18 protein-coding genes are annotated in these 20,351 nt (G+C 73.2%); 11 read left to right on the top strand and 7 right to left on the bottom strand.

Annotated features, from left to right (window positions below):
- Window positions 1–35 precede the first annotated feature (35 nt).
- Window positions 36–1,553 carry an endonuclease/exonuclease/phosphatase family protein gene (locus ACPZVR_RS18295; protein ID WP_436701114.1) on the bottom strand — a complete coding sequence of 506 codons (1,518 nt, stop codon included), beginning with the start codon at window positions 1,551–1,553 and terminating at the stop codon, window positions 36–38.
- A 182-nt stretch (window positions 1,554–1,735) separates the two neighbouring features.
- Between ACPZVR_RS18295 and ACPZVR_RS18290 the strand changes: the two genes are divergently transcribed.
- Together ACPZVR_RS18290 and ACPZVR_RS18285 are read left to right on the top strand one after the other, a co-directional pair.
- On the top strand, window positions 1,736–3,469 hold the full coding sequence (locus ACPZVR_RS18290) for a DEAD/DEAH box helicase (protein ID WP_436701113.1): 1,734 nt from the start codon (window positions 1,736–1,738) through the stop codon (window positions 3,467–3,469).
- 16 nt (window positions 3,470–3,485) lie between these two features.
- Window positions 3,486–4,088, top strand: coding sequence for an aggregation-promoting factor C-terminal-like domain-containing protein (locus ACPZVR_RS18285; protein ID WP_436701112.1), 603 nt, complete (start codon window positions 3,486–3,488; stop codon window positions 4,086–4,088).
- A gap of 179 nt (window positions 4,089–4,267) precedes the next feature.
- On the opposite strand, the gene ACPZVR_RS18280 is transcribed toward ACPZVR_RS18285, so the two are convergent.
- Window positions 4,268–5,200 carry an NAD(P)/FAD-dependent oxidoreductase gene (locus tag ACPZVR_RS18280; RefSeq protein ID WP_436701111.1) on the bottom strand — a complete coding sequence of 311 codons (933 nt, stop codon included), beginning with the start codon at window positions 5,198–5,200 and terminating at the stop codon, window positions 4,268–4,270.
- Between the two features lie 28 nt (window positions 5,201–5,228).
- Here ACPZVR_RS18280 and ACPZVR_RS18275 point away from each other — a divergent pair, with 28 nt between their 5' ends.
- The 6 genes from ACPZVR_RS18275 (at window position 5,229) to ACPZVR_RS18250 (ending at window position 11,712) form a co-directional block, all read left to right on the top strand.
- The gene (locus ACPZVR_RS18275; protein WP_436701110.1) at window positions 5,229–5,669 is read left to right on the top strand and encodes a MerR family transcriptional regulator; all 441 of its coding nucleotides are present in this window, start codon (window positions 5,229–5,231) and stop codon (window positions 5,667–5,669) included.
- Between the two features lie 37 nt (window positions 5,670–5,706).
- On the top strand, window positions 5,707–7,638 hold the full coding sequence (locus ACPZVR_RS18270; protein WP_436701109.1) for a penicillin-binding transpeptidase domain-containing protein: 1,932 nt from the start codon (window positions 5,707–5,709) through the stop codon (window positions 7,636–7,638).
- Window positions 7,639–8,050: 412 nt separating this feature from the next.
- Window positions 8,051–9,520: an NAD-dependent succinate-semialdehyde dehydrogenase gene (locus ACPZVR_RS18265; protein WP_436701108.1), complete on the top strand. Its 1,470-nt coding sequence runs from the start codon at window positions 8,051–8,053 to the stop codon at window positions 9,518–9,520.
- Between the two features lie 45 nt (window positions 9,521–9,565).
- The gene (locus ACPZVR_RS18260; protein ID WP_436701107.1) at window positions 9,566–9,796 is read left to right on the top strand and encodes a hypothetical protein; all 231 of its coding nucleotides are present in this window, start codon (window positions 9,566–9,568) and stop codon (window positions 9,794–9,796) included.
- Window positions 9,793–10,233 (top strand): TA system VapC family ribonuclease toxin, encoded by a 441-nt coding sequence (locus ACPZVR_RS18255; RefSeq protein WP_436701106.1) that lies wholly within the window; start codon window positions 9,793–9,795, stop codon window positions 10,231–10,233. The genes ACPZVR_RS18260 and ACPZVR_RS18255 overlap by 4 nt, the downstream gene beginning before the upstream one ends.
- Window positions 10,234–10,365: 132 nt before the next feature.
- Window positions 10,366–11,712, top strand: a complete 1,347-nt coding sequence (locus ACPZVR_RS18250; protein WP_436701105.1) for an MFS transporter — start codon at window positions 10,366–10,368, stop codon at window positions 11,710–11,712.
- A 40-nt stretch (window positions 11,713–11,752) separates the two neighbouring features.
- Here ACPZVR_RS18250 and ACPZVR_RS18245 read toward each other — a convergent pair whose 3' ends face one another.
- Entirely contained in the window at window positions 11,753–13,003 is a 1,251-nt protein-coding gene (locus ACPZVR_RS18245; RefSeq protein WP_436701104.1) for a low temperature requirement protein A, read from the bottom strand.
- Window positions 13,004–13,153: 150 nt separating this feature from the next.
- Between ACPZVR_RS18245 and ACPZVR_RS18240 the strand changes: the two genes are divergently transcribed.
- Window positions 13,154–13,852, top strand: a complete 699-nt coding sequence (locus ACPZVR_RS18240; RefSeq protein WP_436701103.1) for a hypothetical protein — start codon at window positions 13,154–13,156, stop codon at window positions 13,850–13,852.
- Window positions 13,853–13,869: 17 nt separating this feature from the next.
- Here ACPZVR_RS18240 and ACPZVR_RS18235 read toward each other — a convergent pair whose 3' ends face one another.
- The 4 genes from ACPZVR_RS18235 to ACPZVR_RS18220 form a co-directional block, all read right to left on the bottom strand.
- Window positions 13,870–14,439 carry a TIGR03086 family metal-binding protein gene (locus tag ACPZVR_RS18235; protein ID WP_436701102.1) on the bottom strand — a complete coding sequence of 190 codons (570 nt, stop codon included), beginning with the start codon at window positions 14,437–14,439 and terminating at the stop codon, window positions 13,870–13,872.
- A gap of 8 nt (window positions 14,440–14,447) precedes the next feature.
- Window positions 14,448–15,446, bottom strand: a complete 999-nt coding sequence (locus ACPZVR_RS18230) for a sigma-70 family RNA polymerase sigma factor (RefSeq protein ID WP_436701101.1) — start codon at window positions 15,444–15,446, stop codon at window positions 14,448–14,450.
- Between the two features lie 161 nt (window positions 15,447–15,607).
- Window positions 15,608–17,185 carry a glycerol-3-phosphate dehydrogenase/oxidase gene (locus tag ACPZVR_RS18225; RefSeq protein WP_436701100.1) on the bottom strand — a complete coding sequence of 526 codons (1,578 nt, stop codon included), beginning with the start codon at window positions 17,183–17,185 and terminating at the stop codon, window positions 15,608–15,610.
- A complete protein-coding gene (locus tag ACPZVR_RS18220) occupies window positions 17,182–17,775 on the bottom strand; it encodes a TetR/AcrR family transcriptional regulator (RefSeq protein ID WP_436701099.1) in 594 nt (197 codons plus the stop codon). Before ACPZVR_RS18220 ends, ACPZVR_RS18225 begins: the two co-directional genes overlap by 4 nt.
- A gap of 17 nt (window positions 17,776–17,792) precedes the next feature.
- On the opposite strand from ACPZVR_RS18220, the gene ACPZVR_RS18215 reads away from it, so the two are divergent.
- Both ACPZVR_RS18215 and ACPZVR_RS18210 read left to right on the top strand, forming a co-directional pair.
- Window positions 17,793–19,403, top strand: a complete 1,611-nt coding sequence (locus tag ACPZVR_RS18215; protein WP_436701098.1) for an FAD-binding oxidoreductase — start codon at window positions 17,793–17,795, stop codon at window positions 19,401–19,403.
- Window positions 19,400–20,332, top strand: a complete 933-nt coding sequence (locus ACPZVR_RS18210; protein ID WP_436701097.1) for a diacylglycerol/lipid kinase family protein — start codon at window positions 19,400–19,402, stop codon at window positions 20,330–20,332. Before ACPZVR_RS18215 ends, ACPZVR_RS18210 begins: the two co-directional genes overlap by 4 nt.
- Window positions 20,333–20,351: the final 19 nt, after the last annotated feature.

Raw genomic sequence — 20,351 nt, 5'->3', positions numbered from 1 at the left:
CCGGCGACCGGCCGGGTCGGCGGTCGGGTCGTCGGTCAGGGGATCTCGACCGTCACCCGCACGGGCGCGTGGTCGGAGAGCTGGAGGCCGCCGGCGAAGGGCTGCTCCATCTGCCAGCTGGTCACCCGTGCGTACGGCGGGACGAAGACCCGGTCGACGTGCCCGCCCCAGCGCAGGGAGATCGGCGGCGGCAGCGTCCAGTTGTTCCACGAGTTGACGTACGGCAGCGACTGGTAGGCCTCGGCCGCGTCGAAGGCGTCGTCGTAGCCGATCGAGTTGAGGAAGACGCGGGGGCCGTCGAGCGGCCGGTTGCGGTCCGAGTTGTAGTCGCCGGCCAGCAGCACCGGCAGTCCCGCGGCGTTCGGATCGGCGTTCAACGCTCCCCAGAACGCGGCCATCTGAGCCTGGCGATCCTGGTCGGAGGCGGGCGCCGCCGGGTTGGACAGGTGGATGCTGGCGAGGATCAGCGGGCGGGTCGTGACGGTGTCGATCACTCGGACCCAGCAGCCGCCGTGGCTGTATCCCGAGAAGCGCAGCCCGCGTGCGGTGTCGGCGACGACGTCGAACTTCTGGGACTTGACGATGAGCGACTGGTTGCGGGCGTTGGGCTGGTCGGGGAGGCCGACGCCGACCTGGCAGGCGCGCTCGTAGCCGGCCGCCGTGTCCAGCTCGTCGACCGCCGGGCTCGACTCCTGCAGCGCGACCGCGTCGGGCTGCACCCGCTCGATCAGCTGGCGGGCCGCGACCTTGCGGTCGTCCCACGGACGGTTCATGCACGCGGGGACGCTCGAGCTGCTGCACATGTTCCAGGTCATCATGTTCACGTGGATCCCGCCGCCGGTGAACCGGCTGGCGGGCTCGGTGAACTTGCAGCCCGCGACGCCCCACGCGCCGGTGCCCCGCGGCCCGCTCGCCCGGACCTGGAAGCAGTAGGTCTGGCTCGGGGCGAAGCCGCCGACGACGGTGGCCGCCGTGCCGGTGCCCGTCGCGGGCACGGTGACGACCTTCTTCTTCTTGTGCTTCTGGATGTCCTTCTCGCCCGGCACGTAGGCCAGCTCGTACGACGTCGCGCCCGGCACCTCGTTCCACCGGAACGTCAGTGCGACGGTGCCGCCCTGGGGCTGCTGCCGCTCGACCCACACCGGCTGGACCGGAGCCAGCTGCGGCGACGTACGGCAGACCTGCTTGGACCACTTGCCCTTGCGCTTGCCGTTGTAGGCGCGCACCTTCACGCAGTAGTCCACGCCCTGGGCGAGGCCGGTGATGACGTGCGACGTCTTCCCGGTCCGTGCCTTGCGTGCCTTGCCGCCGGGGGTCTTCCACTTCACCTTGTACGACGTCGCACGGGCGGCGCGCTTCCACTTCACCTTGAACGAGGCGGTCGTGCCGTCGACCCGCGGCTTCTTCAGCTTGACGCCCTTCACCTTCGCCGGCTTCGGCGCGGCGCTGGCGGGCTCGGCGACTCCGGCCACGAGGCCCGAGGTGCACAGGAGGACGGCGATCGCCGCGAGCAGCAGGTGCCGCACGCGGCGGTGGGTGGTGTCGGGCCTCATGAAGATCTTTCTCGTCGCGGAGCATGACCGTATGCCGAAGGTGAAAGCGGATGTGCCGGTTCGGGCATTACAGGCAGTCCTTACCAGACTGCGCGCCGTCGAACCCTCCACGTCGGCCGGGTGACCCAGCGCACCGCGACGAGGATCACGCCTCGCACGCTTGACGGCACTACCCTTGACGGGTGAGTGACCAGGTAGACGCCGAGGCCCAGCCGACCACCTTCGCCGACCTCGGTCTCGGTGACCGCATCCTCAAGGCCCTCCGGGACATCGGCTACGAGTCGCCCTCCGCGATCCAGGCCGAGACCATCCCGCACCTGCTGGAGGGCCGCGACGTCATGGGCCTCGCGCAGACCGGCACCGGCAAGACCGCCGCCTTCGCGCTGCCGATCCTCGACCGGCTCGACCTGGCGCAGAAGACGCCGCAGGCCCTGGTCCTGGCGCCCACCCGCGAGCTCGCGCTGCAGGTCTGCGAGGCGTTCGAGAAGTACGCCGCCAACCTGCGCGGTGTGCACGTGCTCCCCGTCTACGGCGGCCAGGGGTACGGCGTCCAGCTCTCGGCCCTGCGCCGCGGCGTGCACATCGTCGTCGGCACGCCCGGCCGGATCATGGACCACCTCGACAAGGGGACCCTCGACCTCACCGAGCTGCGCTTCCTCGTCCTCGACGAGGCCGACGAGATGCTCAACATGGGCTTCGCCGAGGACGTCGAGACGATCCTCGCCGACACCCCGGACGACAAGCAGGTCGCGCTGTTCTCGGCGACCATGCCCAAGCAGATCCGCACGCTGTCGCAGACCTACCTCAAGGACCCGGTCGAGATCGCCATCGAGCGCAAGACCCGGACCGCCGAGAACATCAAGCAGCGCTACCTGATGGTCAGCTACCCCCAGAAGGTCGACGCGCTGACGCGGATCCTCGAGGTGGAGAACTTCGAGGGCGCGATCGTCTTCGTACGCACCAAGAACGAGACCGAGACCCTCGCCGAGAAGCTGCGTGCCCGCGGCTACAGCGCCGCCGCGATCAACGGCGACATCGTGCAGGCCCAGCGCGAGCGCACCGTCAACCAGCTCAAGGACGGCAAGCTCGACATCCTCGTCGCCACCGACGTCGCCGCCCGCGGCATCGACGTGCCCCGGATCAGCCACGTGTTCAACTACGACATCCCGACCGACACCGAGGCCTACGTGCACCGGATCGGGCGCACCGGCCGGGCCGGGCGCAGCGGCGACGCCATCTCGTTCATCACCCCCCGCGAGCGCTACCTGCTCAAGCACATCGAGAAGGCGACCCGCTCCAGGCTGGAGCAGATGCAGCTGCCCAGCGTCGACGCGATCAACGAGTCGCGCCTGAGCCGCTTCGACGACCAGATCACCGCGGCGCTGGAGTCGCCGCGGATCTCCTTCTTCCGCGACGTCGTCAGCCACTACATCCGCGAGCACGACGTGCCGGAGGTCGACGTCGCCGCGGCGCTGGCGATCGCGATGCAGGGCGACACCCCGCTGCTGCTGGAGCCCGAGCCGGAGCCGGAGCGCCGTCCGCGCCGGGAGCGGCACGACGAGCGGCCGGACCGTGGCGACCGCAGGCGCGACCCGCGCGACCGCGACGGGGCCCGGGGCGGACGCGACCGCGCCCCGCGCTCGGGCGGCGCCTTCCAGGCCTACAAGATCCAGGTCGGCAAGCGGCACCGGGTCGAGCCGCGTCAGATCGTCGGCGCGCTCGCCAACGAGGGCGGCCTCGACCGCCGCGACTTCGGCAAGATCACCATCCGACCGGACTACTCGATCGTCGAGCTGCCCGCGCGGCTGACCGACGACCAGTGGGAGCGACTGAAGAGCACCCGGATCAGCGGCAAGCTGATCGAGCTGGCGAAGGACTACGGTCCGCCGAACCGCTCCCGCCGGCCGCGCGACTGACCTACCCTCGGACCGCATGGGGAGCTCACGGCGTGCGGCCGGGCCCGGTGTGGTCGCGCTGACCGCGGCGGTCGCCGTGCTGGCGGGCGCCTGCGGAGGTACGACGGCCCCGGCCGCCGAGCCCGGCCCCGCGCCGACGACCTCCCCGAGCGCGTCGAGCGCACCGGCGAGCGCGCCCACCGAGCCGGCGCCCGAGCTCTCGCGCTCCGGAGCCCGGGCCGACGTACCGAGTGCGGAGATCATGGCCCAGCTGGCCCGCCGGGCCGAGCGGATCGCGAAGCGGACGCCCCTCGCGCCGCTGCCCTCCGAGATCGACCCCGGCTCCAACCGGGCGCTCGGCTACCAGGAGATGATCGAGTTCGGCTTCCCCGCCGACCAGTGGCCCTACCTCGACGCGCTCTGGCAGCGCGAGTCCGGCTGGAACCACCTCGCCGAGAATCCCAGCTCCGGCGCCTACGGCATCCCGCAGTCGCTGCCCGCCACGAAGATGGCGGTGGTGGGCAGCGACTGGCGGACCAACCCGCAGACCCAGATCCGCTGGGGACTGGCCTACATCGCCGCGCGGTACGGCAACGCCCAGAAGGCCTGGGAGCACTCCGAACGCGTGGGTTGGTACTGAGCTATTTGGGCCGAGCGTGTCGCCTGTCGGGGCGCACCGCCCGGGCGCTCGCTGCGCTCGGCCCGCGGGCACGCCCCGACGCGCTGCGCGCGGGCGCCACGCTGCCGGCCACGCGGTCGAGTCCGAGACACCGCAGGCCGCCTGGCGGCAACGGGGCACGAGGACCGCTCGGCGGTCGCTCAGGCGATCCGGGCCAGCGCGGCGTCCTGCACGCAGGCGGCGGCGGCCATCATCCCGGCGGACGCGGCGACGAGCACCGAGGCCATGGGCATCGGCAGGCCGGGTCCCTGGGCCAGGTCGCCGGCGGCATAGACGCCCGGCAGGCTGGTCCGGCCGAAGGCGTCGACCACGACCGCGCCGACCTCCGACACCTCCAGGCCGAGCTGGTCGGCGAACGGTGCCGCCTGCTGCCAGTCGGTCTTCACGATCAGCCCGCCGAGCGCGAGCTCGGTCTCGCCGGCCAGGGTGACGACCAGTCCGTCCCCCTCCTTGCGTACGCCGGTCACGACCTCCGTCAGCACGGTCGCGCCGGTCCGGGCGAGGGCCGCCCCGGTCGCCTCGTCGAGGTCCGCGCCGTGGGTGAGCACGACCCGGTCCCGCGCGATCGGCAGCAGCATCGAGGCCATGGCGCCGACGTGAGGCGCGGCGCCGAGGATGCCGACCCGGGTGCCGGCGTACTCGTGGCCGTGGCAGAAGGGGCAGTGCGCGACGAGGTCGCCGAAGTTGTCGGCGACGCCGGGCACGTCGGGCAGCGTGTCCCGGACGCCGGTCGCGAGCAGGACCCGGCGCGCGTGGACGGCGGGCTCGCCGTCGATCTCGAGGACGAAGGCGCCGAGCTCGCCGGAGATCCGGGTGACGCCCGCGCCGGCCGTGTCGAGGAACCGCACGTCGTCGTACGCCTCGGCGTCCTTGCGGGCGGCCAGGCGCAGCTCGGCCGGCGGAGCGCCGTCGTGGCCGAGGAAGTTGTGCATGTGTCCGGTCGGGTCGTTGCGGTAGCGGTCGGTGCTGATGACGATCGTCGACTGGTGCATGCGACCGAGGGTCTGCGCGGCCTGGAGACCCGCGGATCCGGCGCCGATCACGGCGACGTCGTGGAGGTGTGAGTTGTCCATGTGCCCCAGGATGTGACTTCATGTTCACATGAAGTCAAGTCGCAACGACATCCGCTGGTCGGTCGGTGACCTCGCCGCCCGGTTCGAGCTCGAGACCCACGTGCTGCGGCACTGGGAGGACAAGGGCCTGCTGCGGCCGGAGCGGGACTCCGCCGGGCGGCGGGTCTACGGCGAGGACGACGCGTACCGCGTCGCGGTGATCCTCGCCAGCAAGGCCTCCGGCATGAGCCTGGAGCAGATCAGGACCCTCGTCGACGCCTCGGTCGACGGCCGCCGCGACGCGCTGCGGGCCCACCTCGAGGAGCTCGACCGGCGACAGGCCGAGCTGGAGCGCTCCCGGCACCTGACCCAGCACGCCCTCGAGTGCCGTGCTCACGACATCACCACCTGTCCCGGGTTCCAGGCGCACGTGGCCGACATCGTGGACGGGACGACGCGCGGCATCCGCTTCCTCGCCGGACACGGCTGACCTGATCGTGCCGGGGGCGGCTGGTAGAACCTAGGTCATGCGGCGGACCTCGGCAGCCCTCATCTCCCTGCTCCTGCTCGGCGGAGCGCTGAGCGCGTGCTCCGGGAGCGATGCGACGGCCGAGGCCGACGCCGCCGCGCGGAAGCTGGAGAAGGCGCTGGTCGCCGCGGCGGCGCCGGCGGAGGAGGGCGATCCGAACCCGTTCGCCGGTCTCGCCTTCAGCAGCGGGTCGCCCGACGAGGTGCTCGAGTCCTACCGTGCCCTGGTGGGCGGGATGGCCGGCATCACGCCCGCGGTCACGATCGGCGAGGTGTCGGAGAGCAAGGACCGCTACACCGCCCCGGTCGCCTGGTCCTGGCCCGTCGTCGACGGCGCGGACCCGTGGTCCTACGAGACCACGGCCGAGTTCCGCCCTGCGAGCACCCTCGACGAGGGCCCCACCCAGGTGGTCTTCGGCCCCGAGGTCGTCGCGCCCGACCTGGCCGACGGCGAGACGCTCGACGCCGTCACGCAGGCCACCGATCGCGGCGACATCACCGGGGCCGACGGGCAGGTCCTGGTCACCGAGCGGCAGGTGGTCCGGGTCGGGATCGACCGCTCGCGGGTCGACCCGGCGGCGGCGCAGTCCTCCGCCCGCGCCCTGGCCCAGCTGGTCGGGATCGACGTCAAGCCCTACGTGAAGGCGGTGGAGGGGGCGGGACCCCGCGCCTTCGTCGAGGCGATCACCTACCGCGCGGGCCAGGAGCCGGCCGGCTTCGCGGACGCCCTCGCGACCATCCCGGGCGCGCACACCGTGGACGGGGAACTGGCGCTCGCGCCCAGCCGCGACTTCGCCGCGCCGATCCTCGGCCGGGTCGGCCCGGTGACCGCCGAGATGGTGGAGAAGGAGCCGGAGAAGTACCGCAGCGGCGACATCGCCGGACTCTCCGGCCTGCAGGCGCGCTACGACGACCAGCTCCGCGGCAGCGTGGGCCGGGTCGTGTACGCCGTTCCCGCCGAGGAGGGCGCCGAGCGCCGCGAGCTCTACCGCCACGACGCCGAGCCCGGCCGCGCGCTGGCGATCACGCTCGACCCGGACCTGCAGACGCTCGCCGAGGCGACGCTGCCCGCGACCGGTCCCGCCGCCTCGCTGGTCGCCCTGCGTCCGAGCGACGGGGCGATCCTCGCCGCCGCCAACAACCCGGGCACCGGCGGCCAGAACCACGCCACATTCGGCCAGTTCGCGCCCGGGTCGACGTTCAAGATCGTCACCTCGCTGGCCCTGCTGCGGGCCGGACTGACCCCCGACAGCCCCGTCGAGTGCACCCCGACTACCACCGTCGACGGCAAGCAGTTCAAGAACTACTCCGACTACCCGGCGAGCTCCCTCGGCACCGTCGCGCTGCGCGAGGCGATCGCCCAGTCCTGCAACACCGCCCTCATCGGCGAGCGTGACGCGCTCGCCCCGGGGGATCTCGCCGCGGCCGCCGCCACGCTGGGGCTCGGCATCGACCACGATCTCGGCTTCCCGGCGTACTTCGGCGAGGTCCCCGCTCCCGCCAGCGACACCGAGGCCGCCGCGTCGCTGATCGGTCAGGGCAAGGTGCTTGCCTCGCCCATGGCGATGGCCACGGTCATCGCGTCCGTCCAGGCGGGCCACACCGTCGTCCCCCGCCTCGTCGACCAGGTCGACGTCGCGGTCCCCGCGGAGGCGACCCCGCTCGCCCCGGGCGAGGCCGACCAGCTGCGGGCGATGCTGCGCCAGGTCGTGACGGAGGGCAGCGGGCGCGGCCTGGCCGACCTCCCCGGCCCCCCGGTGCTCGCCAAGACCGGCACCGCCGAGTACGCCGACGGCGACGCCGTCCGCACCCATGCCTGGATGGTCGCGGCCCAGGGCGACCTCGCCGTGGCGGTGTTCGTGCAGACCGGCGAGTCCGGATCCCAGACCGCCGGCCCGATCCTCGAGGGCTTCCTCCGCGGCGCCCTGTAGCCCCGTGCTGCGGTCGATCCGGGCCCGGCGGAACCGCGTGGGTGCCCCGCAGACCGGCAACGTCAGGTGGGTTGCACCTGAGCCGGCCGCCCGCAGGTCGGCAGCGTGTCGCTCCGCGCGCAGCGCGTCGAGGGTGCCCGCGGTCCGAGCGCAGCGAGGATCGTGCGGTGCCCTCGACTGGGCGACACGCTCGGCCCATCCAAAACGGAGAGAGCCCCTCATTGCATGGGGTCAACGAGGGGCTCAGTCGTATCGGTGCTCCCTCCGAAGTACGACTGGTGCCACTCTAGCGTGCGGATGGTGAGGGACAAGACCCGAACCCCAGAATTCCTCCCCGAGTCGTCCGGCGCCGGGACCTCGGTCCCGGTCGCGCGGCCTCCCGGAGCGGGCCGCGGAGTGCCACAGTGGGCTCATGACCTTCCGTGACCGTCTCGCCCACCTGCTCCCGGAGTCGCGCCGCCAGCTGTACGTCGGGGGTGCGTGGCGTCCCGGAGCGGAGGGTGGGCGCATCGAGGTGCTCGACCCGGCCGACGGGTCGGTCCTCACCGACGTCGCGGACGGCACGCTCGACGACGCCCGGGCGGCGCTGGACGCGGCCGTGGCAGCGCAGGGCGCGTGGGCGGCGACGGCACCGCGCGAGCGGGGGGAGATCCTGCGCCGTGCGTTCGGGCTGGTGATCGAGCACGCCGACGACCTCGCGCTGGTGATGAGCCTGGAGATGGGCAAGCCGATCGCCGAGGCGAAGGGCGAGGTGACCTACGGGGCGGAGTTCCTGCGCTGGTTCTCGGAAGAGGCGGTGCGGATCCACGGCCGGTGGATGCAGAACCCGGCCGGCGGGAGTCGGCTGCTGACGGTCCGCAAGCCGGTCGGTCCGTGCCTGTTCATCACACCGTGGAACTTCCCGCTGGCGATGGGCACCCGCAAGATCGGCCCGGCGGTGGCGGCGGGCTGCACGATGGTGATCAAGCCGGCGTCGCAGACCCCGCTGACCATGCTGCTGCTGGCGGCCCTGCTCGCCGAGGCGGGCCTGCCGGCCGGCGTACTCAATGTGGTGACGACGTCCGACTCCGGCGGCCTCAGCCGGACCCTTCAGGCCGACCCGCGGCTGCGGAAGGTGAGCTTCACCGGCTCGACCGCCGTCGGCCGGTCGCTCGTCGAGCAGTCCGCCGGGCAGCTCCAGCGGGTGTCGATGGAGCTCGGCGGCAATGCGCCCTTCCTGGTCTTCGCCGACGCCGACCTGGACGCGGCCGTCGAGGGCGCGATGATCGCCAAGATGCGCAACATGGGCGAGGCCTGCACCTCCGCCAACCGGTTCCTCGTGGAGGCTCCGGTCGCCGACGACTTCGGCGCCCGGCTCGCCGAGCGGATGGGCGGGCTCAAGGTCGGCCGCGGGCAGGACGTGGGCGTCCAGGTCGGCCCGCTGATCGACGCGAAGGCGGTCGACTCCGTCGCCGCGCTCGTCGACGACGCGGTCGATCGCGGGGCCCGTCTGCTCACCGGCGGCCGGGTGCCCGGGGGCGACGGGTTCTTCTACCCGCCGACCGTGCTCGCCGGCGTGCCCGCCGACGCCGAGGCGGTACGCAACGAGATCTTCGGCCCGGTCGCGCCGATCACCACCTTCACCACGGAGGAGGAGGCGATCCGGCTGGCCAACTCGACCGAGTACGGTCTCGCCGCCTACGCGTACACCCGCGACCTCGCCCGCACCATCCGGCTCGCCGAGCGTCTCGAGACCGGCATGCTGGGCATCAACACCGGTCTGGTCTCCAACCCGGCCGCTCCCTTCGGCGGGGTCAAGGCGAGCGGGTTCGGCCGGGAAGGCGGGTTCGAGGGCATCGAGGAGTACCTCGACACGACGTACGTCGCCCTGCCGGCCGGCTGAGCTGTCCCGTGGGTCGACGGCGGCTGATGCCGTAGCTTCAGATGCATGCGCACCACCCTCGATGTCGACGATGACGTCCTCCAGGCCGTCAAGGAGCGGGCGCGCCGCGAGAAGCGCTCGGCCGGGGCGGTGCTCTCCGATCTCGCCCGGGCGGCGCTCACCGCGACGGAGGGGGACCCGCCGCGTGCTGACTGCGGATTCCGGCCGCTCCCGTCCCGTGGCACCGTCGTGACCAATGCCCTGATCGACGATCTGCGCGACGAGCTGGGCGTGTGACCGCTCAGGCCAGAGCTCTCCTGGACGTGAAGGTCCTGTTGGCTCTCTTCGACACCGATCATGCCGACCACCGTCGGGCCTGGGATTGGCTGCGGGACAACGTCGAGCACGGCTGGGCGTCGTGTCCGCTGACCGAGAACGGCTTCGTGCGCATCATCAGCCAGCCGCGCTACCCGCACCCGATCCCGCCCGGACAGGCCATCGCCCTGCTGGGCGAGGCGGCCGCAACCGACCTGCACGAGTTCTGGCCGGACGACGTCTCGGTCCTCGATCCGACGCGGATGACGCGCGACCGCGTGCACGGGCCACGCCAGCTCACCGACCTCTACCTCCTCTCGCTCGCCGTCGCCCACGAGGGCCGTCTGGTGACGTTCGACGACGCGGTACCGCTCTCGGCGGTGCCTGGGGCGACGGCGGATCATCTCGTCGTGCCGTGACCGGCAGTTGACCTGAAGTCCGGTCGAGGTTGTCTGCTGGGCGGGACCCGCCGGCCCGGCGGTGACCGGGGACGCCGACCGATGAATTCGGTGGCCGCTGTCGGTCCTCCCGTGCAGACTCCAAGGACCGCCATGACCGATCAGCTGACGCCCTACGTTCCCCTCCCGGAGGAGCCCAGCCCCGGGCTCCGCTCGCCGCGGCGCATCCCGCGCGCCCTCACGCCGTTCCGCCACGCGTCCTACCGCCGCCTCGGCTCGGCGTTGGTGCTGACGAGCTTCGGCGGCGGGGTGTGGATCGTGGCCCTGGTCTGGGAGGTGATCCGGATCGGCGGCGGCGCCAGCGCCCTGTCCGCCGTGACGACCGCGGGCGCGGTGGGCGTGGTGCTCCCGGCGCTGCTCGGCGGCGTGGTCGCCGACCGCGTTCCGCAGAAGCTGATCCTCGTCGTGACCACGTCGGTCGAGCTGGCCGGGATGACCCTGGTCGCGGTGCTGTCCTTCGCCGACCTGACCCGGTTGTGGCACCTGGCCGCGGTCGCGTTCGTCGCCGGCATGGCGATGGCGTTCTACTACCCCGCCTACTCCGCCTGGCTGCCGGCGCTCGTCCCCGAGGAGGACCTGCTGGCCGTCAACGGCTTCGAGGGGATGGTCCGGCCGACCATCGGCCAGGCGGCCGGTCCGGCCGTGGCCGGCGCGGTCGTCGGGGCCTCGACCTCCTCGGCCGCGATCGCGGTCGCCGCCGCGGCCTACCTCGGCGGCCTGCTGGTCCTGCTCCTGGTGCCGCTGACCGCCGTACGCCGCGACCTTCCGGCCGCGCCCGAGGGCCCGGGCGGCGGGCCGCTGCGCGCGGTCGCCACCGCGCTGGCCGACATGCGCGAGGGCTTCGTCTACATGGTGCGCACGCCGTGGCTGCTCGCGACGCTGCTCTTCGCCTCGATCATGGTGTTCGTCATGATGGGGCCGCTCGAGGTCCTGGTGCCCTTCCTCATCAAGGACGAGCTGGGGGGAGGTCCGGGCGACCACGCCGCCGTGATGGTCTGCTTCGGCATCGGCGGCGCCGTGGGCTCCCTGGTGACCGGTTCGCTGCCGATGCCGCGGCGCTATCTCACCTGGATGAACCTCATGTGGGGCGTCGGGTGTCTGCCTTTCCTGGTCGTCGGCTTCGCCACCGCGGTCTGGCAGGTCGCCGCGGCGGCCTTCCTGATCGGCGTGCTGTTCTCGGCCCCGATGGTGATCTGGGGGACGCTCCTGCAGCGCCGGGTCCCGCCCGAGCTGCTCGGTCGGGTCGCGTCGCTCGACTTCTTCGTCTCCATCAGCCTGATGCCGGTGTCGATGGCGGTCGCGGGCCCGGTCGCCGACCTGATCGGGCTCAAGGCGACCTTCGCCATCGCGGCCGTGGTGCCGGGCGTCGCCGCCGCCGTCGCCATCGTCGGGGCGCGGCTGCCCGCCGACGAGCTCGCCCACCCGCTGCGCGACGACTGACCGGCGCCGTCAGCGCGGCCGTACGCGCGCTCGGCGGCGGTCAGTCGCCGAGCGCGGCGAGGACCCGGCTGTGGTGCCGGTAGCCCACCGTCTCGTAGCCGACGACCGTCACCCACGGCGCCGCCGAGAGCACCAGCAGGCACCAGACCAGGCCCGCGCCGGCCGCTGCCATCAGCACCGACGCGGCGACGACCGCCGCCGTGGCGACCAGCAGCACGATGTGGAAGCTGTCGAAGGTGCGGGTCAGCACGCCGTACCCGGTCGCGAGCAGCACCGTGAAGAGCGCGACCGGCACCGCCACCGTGAGCACCGTGGCCACCAGGCCCAGGTGGGCGGCGTGCTCGAGGTAGTAGGCGCCGACGTGCAGGCCGGCGCCGATCGCGACGATGCTGCCGAACAGCGCCATGTGCCCGTAGCCGAAGGAGAAGGAGCGCTCGGGTCGCGCGTGCAGGATGTCGCCGGTCGGCACGACGAAGTAGGACCACCACACGCCGAAGGTCAGCGCCGTGCCGGAGAGCGCGAAGAGGCCGATGTCCCAGGTCAGGCCGCCCTCGGCGAGGGCGCTGATCGACGCCATCGTGCCGATCATCCCCTCGCCGAGGGCGATGATGACCATCAGGCCGTACCGCTCGGCCACGTGGTGCGGATGCCACGGGGTCCCGCCCCGGCGCCGCTCGGCGTACGCCGGGCCGCCGATCTCGATGAGGAACGGCACCGCCATCGCCGCGAAGGTCGTGCCCACCGGCAGGTCGACGAGGGCGAGGACGCACCACAGCACCTGGGCGGCCAGGATGGAGACGATATAGGTCTGGCACGCCGGGCGCCGGGCCGCGTCGTGCCGTCCCGCCCGCCACCACTGGAAGACCATCGCGACCCGCATCACGACGTAGCCCCACACCATCAGGTCGTTGTCGAGGGTGTCGCCGTGGTCGTAGACCGACGTGAACATCGGCTTCAGGCCGAGCGCGAACACCAGCACGCCGACCATCTGCAGCATGGTGGTCAGCCGGTAGATCCAGTCGTCGGTGTCGTAGGCGGACGCGAACCAGGTGAAGTTGATCCACGCCCAGGAGATGCCGAAGGTCGCGAAGCAGAAGGCCAGGATGCCGGCGCCGACATGATCCTCGGCGAGCGCGTGCGCGAGCTCGCTGGCCGCCGTGCCGAAGGCGACGACGAAGGTCAGGTCGAAGAGCAGCTCCAGCGGCGTCGCCACCCGGTGGTCCTCGTGCGGGTCGCGGCCGAGCATGCGGCGGGTGCGGTGCCGGACTGCCGGGCCGGTGCTCTCTGACATGAGCGGCAGTCTAAGGAAGACCTCGGCCGCCGCCCGGCTCCCTCGTCGACGTGCGGACGGGTCCGGGTTATCGATGCTCGTCCGCGGGTAAGGGGGCTGTCGGGCGTACGCTGCGGTCCCGCGGCGACATCGACGAGACGGGAGCCTCCCATGCGCAAGCGACTGACGGCACTCACGGCCATCGCGACCACCGTGCTCGGATGGGGGACGCTCGCTCCGGGCGCGTCGGCCGCGTCCGGCGGGGAGACGGTCACGTCATGGGCCGGCGGGCGGACCGTGGTCTGCGCGACCGCCCACGGCGACGGCACGTCGACCGTGTACGCCCACTGGGACGGGCGCAGGTACCCCAGCGCCGGCGGCGAGTTCCGGGAGTCCGGCGCCGGCGGTCTCGCTCACGTCTCCGACGACTTCTCCATCTCGGGATGGACCTACTCGCACAGCGCCAAGGGCACGGTCGGACCGACCATCTCGCTCCAGCGGCCGAGCAACGGCTGGGTCTATGTGCTGAGCGGGTCGCAGGTCGGGATCACGGTCGAGGCGATCGTGCCGGTCCGGACCCTGGCTGGCTGCGGCGGCGGCCGCGCCGCCGCGTCGGCGCCGCGGATCACCGAGACGGGAGCGTCGCGGGCGGCGAAGTGCGTGTCGAAGAAGGAGTTCCGTCGCATCGACAAGGGCATGCGACCGGGCGCGGTCAAGCGGACGGTCGGCTTCGGCGGCACGACGGTCACCGAGGCCGAGTTCAGTGCCGTGCGTCGCTATGCGCGCTGCCGTGGCGGCTCCGTCGTCGTCAACTTCAAGCAGGCCGGGGCCGGCAAGCCGCTGAAGGTCGACAGCCGCTTCAAGGGCTGACCGCGTCGGGAGCCGCGTCAGGGTCTCCGGCCCAGCAGGGCGAGGACATGGACGCCCGCCGGCGCCTCGATGTCGACCGGCAGGGGCGGCGCGAAGCGCTCGTCGCCGGCGAGCGCGATCCGCAGCGCGGAGGGGAGCAGCGCGGTGGCCAGCGGCTCGGGCAGCGGCTCGGCGTGGTCGGTCGCCTGGCGCACGTCCCAGCCGTGGACGGCGATCTCGAGCGCGGCGATCCGCGCGATCGCGTCGACGGGCAGCGGGTGACCGCCCACGTCGACGTACGGCTGGTCGGCGTTGAGCCAGGCGCCGAGGAGCCCGCAGGCCTTGACCTGGAGGGACCGCACCCGAGCCTCCAGCGGGGTGGGCGCGGCGCTGCTCAGCCCGACGGTGCCGTCGGCGGCCTCGGAGAACGCGTCGAGGGCGTCCTCCATGTGGGCCAGCAGGTCGGCGAGGCTCCAGCCGGCACAGGGGGTCGGTCGGTCGACGTCGGCGCAGGTGATGGTGCCGAGGGCGCCGCTGGTGTAGTCGAGGGCACGCTGCAGCAGGTCGAGACCCGCGACCATCCCGTCCGGCGCGGTGGCGGCGGACATCGCCGGCCTCAGGCGGGGACGTAGTCGGCGGGCAGCCGTTCGGGCAGCCCGAACCGGGCGAACAGCCGGGCGTCGAAGAACGCCGTGACGTGCTCGACCCGCAGCTCGGCCCCCGATCCGGTCAGCTGGAGCACCTGCAGGTGGAAGGGCTCGAAGTGTCCGTCGGGCTGGCGCATGTAGAGGCCGAAGGCCGGCTGGCCGTTGGCGACCGTCTCGAGCATCGGCATGTCGTTGCAGCCGCCGGGGCACTTGGTGCCGACGAGCTCGCCGATGGCCGCGGCGCCCTGGTAGTGGTTGAGGAAGGGCGGCATGTCCCAGGTCGCGTCGTACTTGAGGAGCTGGACGATCTGGTCGATGTCCTTGCGCCAGAACGCCTGCAGGTAGGCGTCGAGCAGGGTGCGCTGGGCCTGGTCGAGGTCGGGTTCGACGGTGTCGGGCGACAGGCCGCGCTCGGCGAGCTGGGCGTGCGCGCGCTGCAGGGCGGAGTTAACCGCCGCGGTCGTCGTGTCCAGCGCCTGCGCGGTCTCGGCGGCCGACCAGCGCAGGACGTCGCGCAGGATGAGGACCGCGCGCTGCCGGGCCGGCAGGTGCTGCAGCGCCGCGATGAACGCGAGCCGGATCGTGTCGCGCTCGGCGACCTCGACGGCCGCGTCGGGGATCGGCTCGAGCCACGGCACCTCGTGATCCTCGAGCAGCTCGTCGGACGGTGCGGAGTCCGCCGTCCCGAGCCCCGTCGGCAGCGGCCGCCGCGGCTTCGCCTCGAGGTTGGTGAGGCACACGTTGGTGGCGATCTTGTAGAGCCAGGTGCGCACCGAGCTGCGGCCCTGGAAGCTCGCCGAGGCCTTCCACGCCCGCAGGAAGGTCTCCTGGACCAGGTCCTCGGCCTCGTGCACCGAGCCGCTCATCCGGTAGCAGTGCGCCATCAGCTCGCGCTGGTAGCGCCCGGTGAGGATGTCGAAGTCGGCGAGCTCGTCACTCGCCTGTGCTGTCGTGTCGGTCTCGGTCACCGTGGTTCCCATCGCTGCCCCCGTGGTCTCGCCAGTCTGCCTGATGGGGTGACCGGGGTCGATGGGAAAACTCATCGCCGGTGGTGCAGGGACAACCGGTCGACCGGTTGTTCCTGCACCTGGCGGGCACTTCTGTCACCTGTCGGGCGTCGCAACGCCCGTCACGTGACAGTGTCGCCGGTCGACCGGCGATTCCCGCACTGCGTCAGCACGCGCTGCGCCACCGGTACGGCGCGCATCCGGTCGGCGGGCACGAGCCCGATCCGGGTGCGCCGGTCGAGCAGGTCGGCGACGTCGGCCGCGCCTTCGTGGGTGACGCCGAAGAACAGCTCGGCCGCCACGGTCGGGATGCCGTCGGCGATCGGGGCGAGCAGCTCGTCCTCGGTCCAGCCGCTCGCGTCGCGCGCGGCTGCGAGCGCGAGGCCGGCGTCGGCGCCGTAGCGGCGGACCAGCCGCGCAGCACCCGGGTGCGCCGCCTTCACGGCCCGGTCGGCGAGCTCGTCGCGGGACGCGGCGCCGGCCAGGGCGAGGGTGGCGGTGACGCAGGGCCCGGCGGCGAGGCGGGCGCGCGCGACGGCCGCGTCGACGGCGTCCTCGGCCATCCGGCGGTAGGTCGTGAGCTTGCCGCCGACGATGGTGACGACCCCGGCGGCCGAGGTGAGCACGGCGTGCTTGCGGGAGAGGTCCGCGGTGGAGTCGTCGCCGCTGTCGAGCAGCGGCCGCAGTCCGGCGAAGGCGCCGGCCACGTCGTCGCGGCGCAGGGGCCGCGCGAACGAGGCGGCGACGACGTCGAGCAGGAACCCGATCTCGACCTCGGTCGGCTCGGCCACGTCGGGCACCGGGCCGTCGACCGGCTCGTCGGTGAGGCCCACGTAGAACTGGCCGTCGGGCTGGGGGAGGACGAGCACGAACCGGTTGGTCTCGCCGGGGATGGGTGCGAAGACCGCGACGTCGAGGCCGGGCAGGGTCTCGGGCCGCAGCACCAGGTGGGTGCCGCGGGAGGGACGGAGCCGGACGTCGTCGACGAGGTCCCCGGCCCAGACCCCGGTCGCGTTGATCACCGCGCGGGTGGTGACGCGGGTCGTCTCTCCGGTCCGCTCGTCGCGCAGGCGCACCGCGTCGCCGGTCGCCGAGAGGACGCGCGCGTGGGTGCGGACGTGTGCGCCGTAGCCGGCCGCCGTGCGGGCGATGCTGGTGACCAGCCGGGCGTCGTCCTCGAGCTGACCGTCCCAGCCGAGGTAGGCGCCGCGCAGGCCGTCGGTGCGCAACGGCGGCGCGATCCGGCGGGTCTCGGCCGCGCTGAGCCGCCGGGGGCGGGGCAGGGTGTCCGCGCTCGTCCCGGCCGCCCGGCGCAGCAGGTCGCCGCCGACGAGGCCGGCACCGGCGAGGGTGCCCATCGGCCGGCTGACGCCGGCGGACAGCGGGACGATCGACGGCAGTGGCCGCACGAGATGGGGCGCGGTGGTCTCCATCAGGATGCCCCGCTCGACCGCGCTCTCGTGAGCGATCCCGACCTGGCCGGAGGCGAGGTAGCGCAGGCCGCCGTGCACGAGCTTGGAGGAGAAGCGCGACGTGCCGAAGGCCAGATCGTGGGCGTCGACGGCCAGCACGGAGAGTCCGCGGGAAACGGCGTCGAGGGCGGCGCCCGCCCCGGTGACGCCGAGACCGATCACGACGACGTCGACGTCCTCGGGGATGCCCGCGAGGCCGGGGGTGATCCGGGTGGGGGACGCGGTCATGGCGTGAGGCTCCGGGAGACGAGGGCGTGCAGCTCGTCGTCGAGTGCGGACTGGTCCACCGCGTCGTCGACCATGGTGTGGGCGGACAGCACGAAGCCGTGGGCGGCGAGGACCAGGCCGCGCGCGACGGCCTGGGGGTCGCCGTCGGCGATCACTCCGGCCCGCTGGCCGGCGGTGATCGCGGAGGCGAGCACCTGGAGGATCAGCTCCTGCGACCGGCCGCGGCGGGAGAGCAGGTAGGGGAGGATCAGCTCCGGATCGAGCTCGACGATCCGGGTGAAGAGCTCGTTCTCGCGCAGGGCGTGGACGGTCGCGACCATCGCGTCCGCGATGGCGTCGGGCGTCGGCGAGGCCGCCAGGTCGACCCGGTCGGCGACCAGCGTGCCCCACTCCCGCGTCATCAGGTCGCCCAGGAGCGCGGGCATGTCGGACCACGCACGGTAGATCGTCATCCGCGAGACCCCCGCCCGGCGAGCCACCTCGGTCAGGGTGGTCCGGCGCCAGCCGACGTCGAGGATGCACTCGCGCGCTGCGTCGAGGTACCCGTCCCGAGGGTTGTCGGATGGACTGTTGTGACGATGTGACGTCATGTGTAACACTGTAACACATGACGATCGAGCGCCCCTCCGCCCTCCAGCCCGAGATGCCGCCCACGCGCTGGGGCGACCCGGACCGCGCGTCCGAGCTGCCGGACGGCGTCCGCGATCTCGTCGGCCTGGTGTTCCCGATCCATGACACGCCCGCCCGGGGCGACGTCACCGTCCCCGCGCCGCGGCTGGCCGACGACCACGTGGCCGGCCTGCGCGCGATCGTCGGCGACGAGCACGTCGTCCTCGACGACGCACTGCGTCGCGGGCGGACGCGCGGCAAGTCGACCCCCGACCTGCTCCGCCAGCGCTCGGGGGACCTGGGTGACGCGCCCGACGTCGTCGTCCGGCCGGCGGGCCACGACGAGGTGGCGGCCGTGCTCGCCTACGCGGCCGAGCGACGCATCGGCGTCGTCCCCTTCGGGGGCGGCACCGCGGTGACCGGCGGTCTGGTCGCCGACCCGGCCGGTCTCGCCGGCGTGCTCTCCCTCGACCTGGGTCGGATGCGCGGCCTGCTCGCGCTCGACCCGGTCTCGTCGACCGCGACGCTGGAGCCCGGTCTCCGCGGGCCCGAGGCCGAGGCGCTGCTCGCCGCGCACGGCCTGATGCTCGGCCACTTCCCGCAGTCGTTCGAGTACGCCTCCATCGGCGGCTTCGCCGCGACCCGGTCGAGCGGTCAGTCGAGCGCGGGCTACGGGCGCTTCGACGCGATGGTCGTCGGCCTGCGGGTCGCGACCCCGGCCGGCGAGGTCCGCCTCGGCAGCGCGCCCGCCAACGCGTCCGGTCCCGACCTGCGCGAGCTCTTCCTGGGCTCGGAGGGCGCCCTCGGCGTCATCACCGAGGTCACCGTGCGCGTCCGCCCCCTGCCCGAGGTCAAGGAGTACGAGGGCTGGCGCTGGCCGAGCTTCGTCGACGGAGCCGACGCGATGCGCGTGCTCGCCCAGTCCGACCTGCTGCCGACGGTGATCCGGCTGTCCGACGAGAACGAGACCGCGATCAACCTCGCCGACCCGGCGAGCGTCGGAGCGACGGGCGACGAGAGCACCGCTGCGTCCGGGGGCTGCCTGATGGTCGTCGGCTACGAGGGCACCCCGGCGGCGGTGGCCGCCAAGCGAGCCGCCGTCACCGAGGCGCTGACCGCGCTCGGCGGCACCGCACTCGGCTCCGGGCCCGGCGAGGCCTGGGCGCACGGCCGCTTCAACGCGCCCTACCTGCGCGACAGCCTCCTGGACGTCGGCGTCCTCGTCGAGACCCTGGAGACGGCGACCTTCTGGAGCAACCGGGAGAACCTCTACGCCCGGGTCAAGGCCGCCCTCGAGGAGAGCCTCGGCGCGGGCACGATGGTGCTCTGCCACATCTCGCACGTCTACCCGACCGGTTGCTCGCTCTACTTCACCGTCGCCGCTCCCGGTGGCGAGGACCCGCTCGCCACCTGGCTCCCGGCCAAGGCCGCGGCCTGTGAGGCGATCGTCGCCGCCGGCGCCGCGATCACCCACCACCACGCGGTCGGCACCGACCACAAGCCCTATCTGCCGGCCGAGATCGGCGAGACCGGGGTGGCGGTGCTCCGCGCGGTGAAGCGGGCCGTCGACCCGGCCGGGATCCTCAACCCCGGGGTGCTGATCCCGTGAGCGCGGGGCCCCGGTCCTTCGCCTTCCTGGTCAACCCCGCCTCCGGCGGCGGCGCGGCGCCGAAGGTCGTCGTCCCGCTGGCCCGGGCACTGCGTGAGGCCGGCGCGACGGTCGAGGTCACCTACACGACCTCGGTGACGGAGACCCCGGCCCTCGTCGCCGCCGCTGTCGAGCGGGACGCGGTCGTCGTCTCCGTCGGTGGCGACGGGATGCTCTCGTCGGTCGCGGGCTCCGTCGCCGAGCGCGGGGGAGTGCTCGCCGTCGTCCCGGCCGGGCGGGGCAACGACTTCGCGCGGATGCTCGAGGTGCCCACCGAGACCGCGGCGCAGGCGCGCCTGCTGACGGAGGGCGCCCCTCGGCCGATCGACCTGCTCCGCGCCACGCGACCGGGACCGGCCGGCCCGGCGTCGTACGTCGTGGCGGGGTCGGTGTACGCCGGGGTCGATGCGCGGGCCGCCGCGATCGTCGACCGGTCGCACTGGCTGCCGTCGCGGCTGCAGTACCCCGTGGCCGCCGTGCGCGCCCTCGCGACCTACCGCCCCGTCGAGTGCACGCTCGACGTCGACGGCGTGCGCACGACCCACCAGGCGGCGACGGTCGTGATCGCGAACTCCCGCTACTACGGCAAGGGCATGGCGATCGCGCCCGGCGCGGCCGTCGACGACGGCCTGCTCGACGTGATCGTGATCGAGGCCGCGTCCCGGAGCGGGCTGATCCGCTCCCTCCCCCAGGTGTACGACGGCAGCCACGTCGCCCTCGACGAGGTGACCGTGCTGACCGGCCGTCGGGTCGGCCTCTCCGGACGCCACCGGGGCGGTGCGGCGGTGCCGGTGGGAGCCGACGGCGAGGCGCTCGGCACGCTCCCGGCGGACGCGGGGGACCCGCTCACCGTCGAGCTGCTGCCCGGTGCCGTGCGGATGCTGGTCTGAGCCTGCATTCGCCGACGCC

This window comes from Nocardioides segetis (assembly GCF_051390595.1).
In the GTDB taxonomy this organism is placed as follows: Bacteria; Actinomycetota; Actinomycetes; order Propionibacteriales; family Nocardioidaceae; genus Nocardioides.
This window is presented reverse-complemented; position numbering and strand designations above follow the sequence as displayed.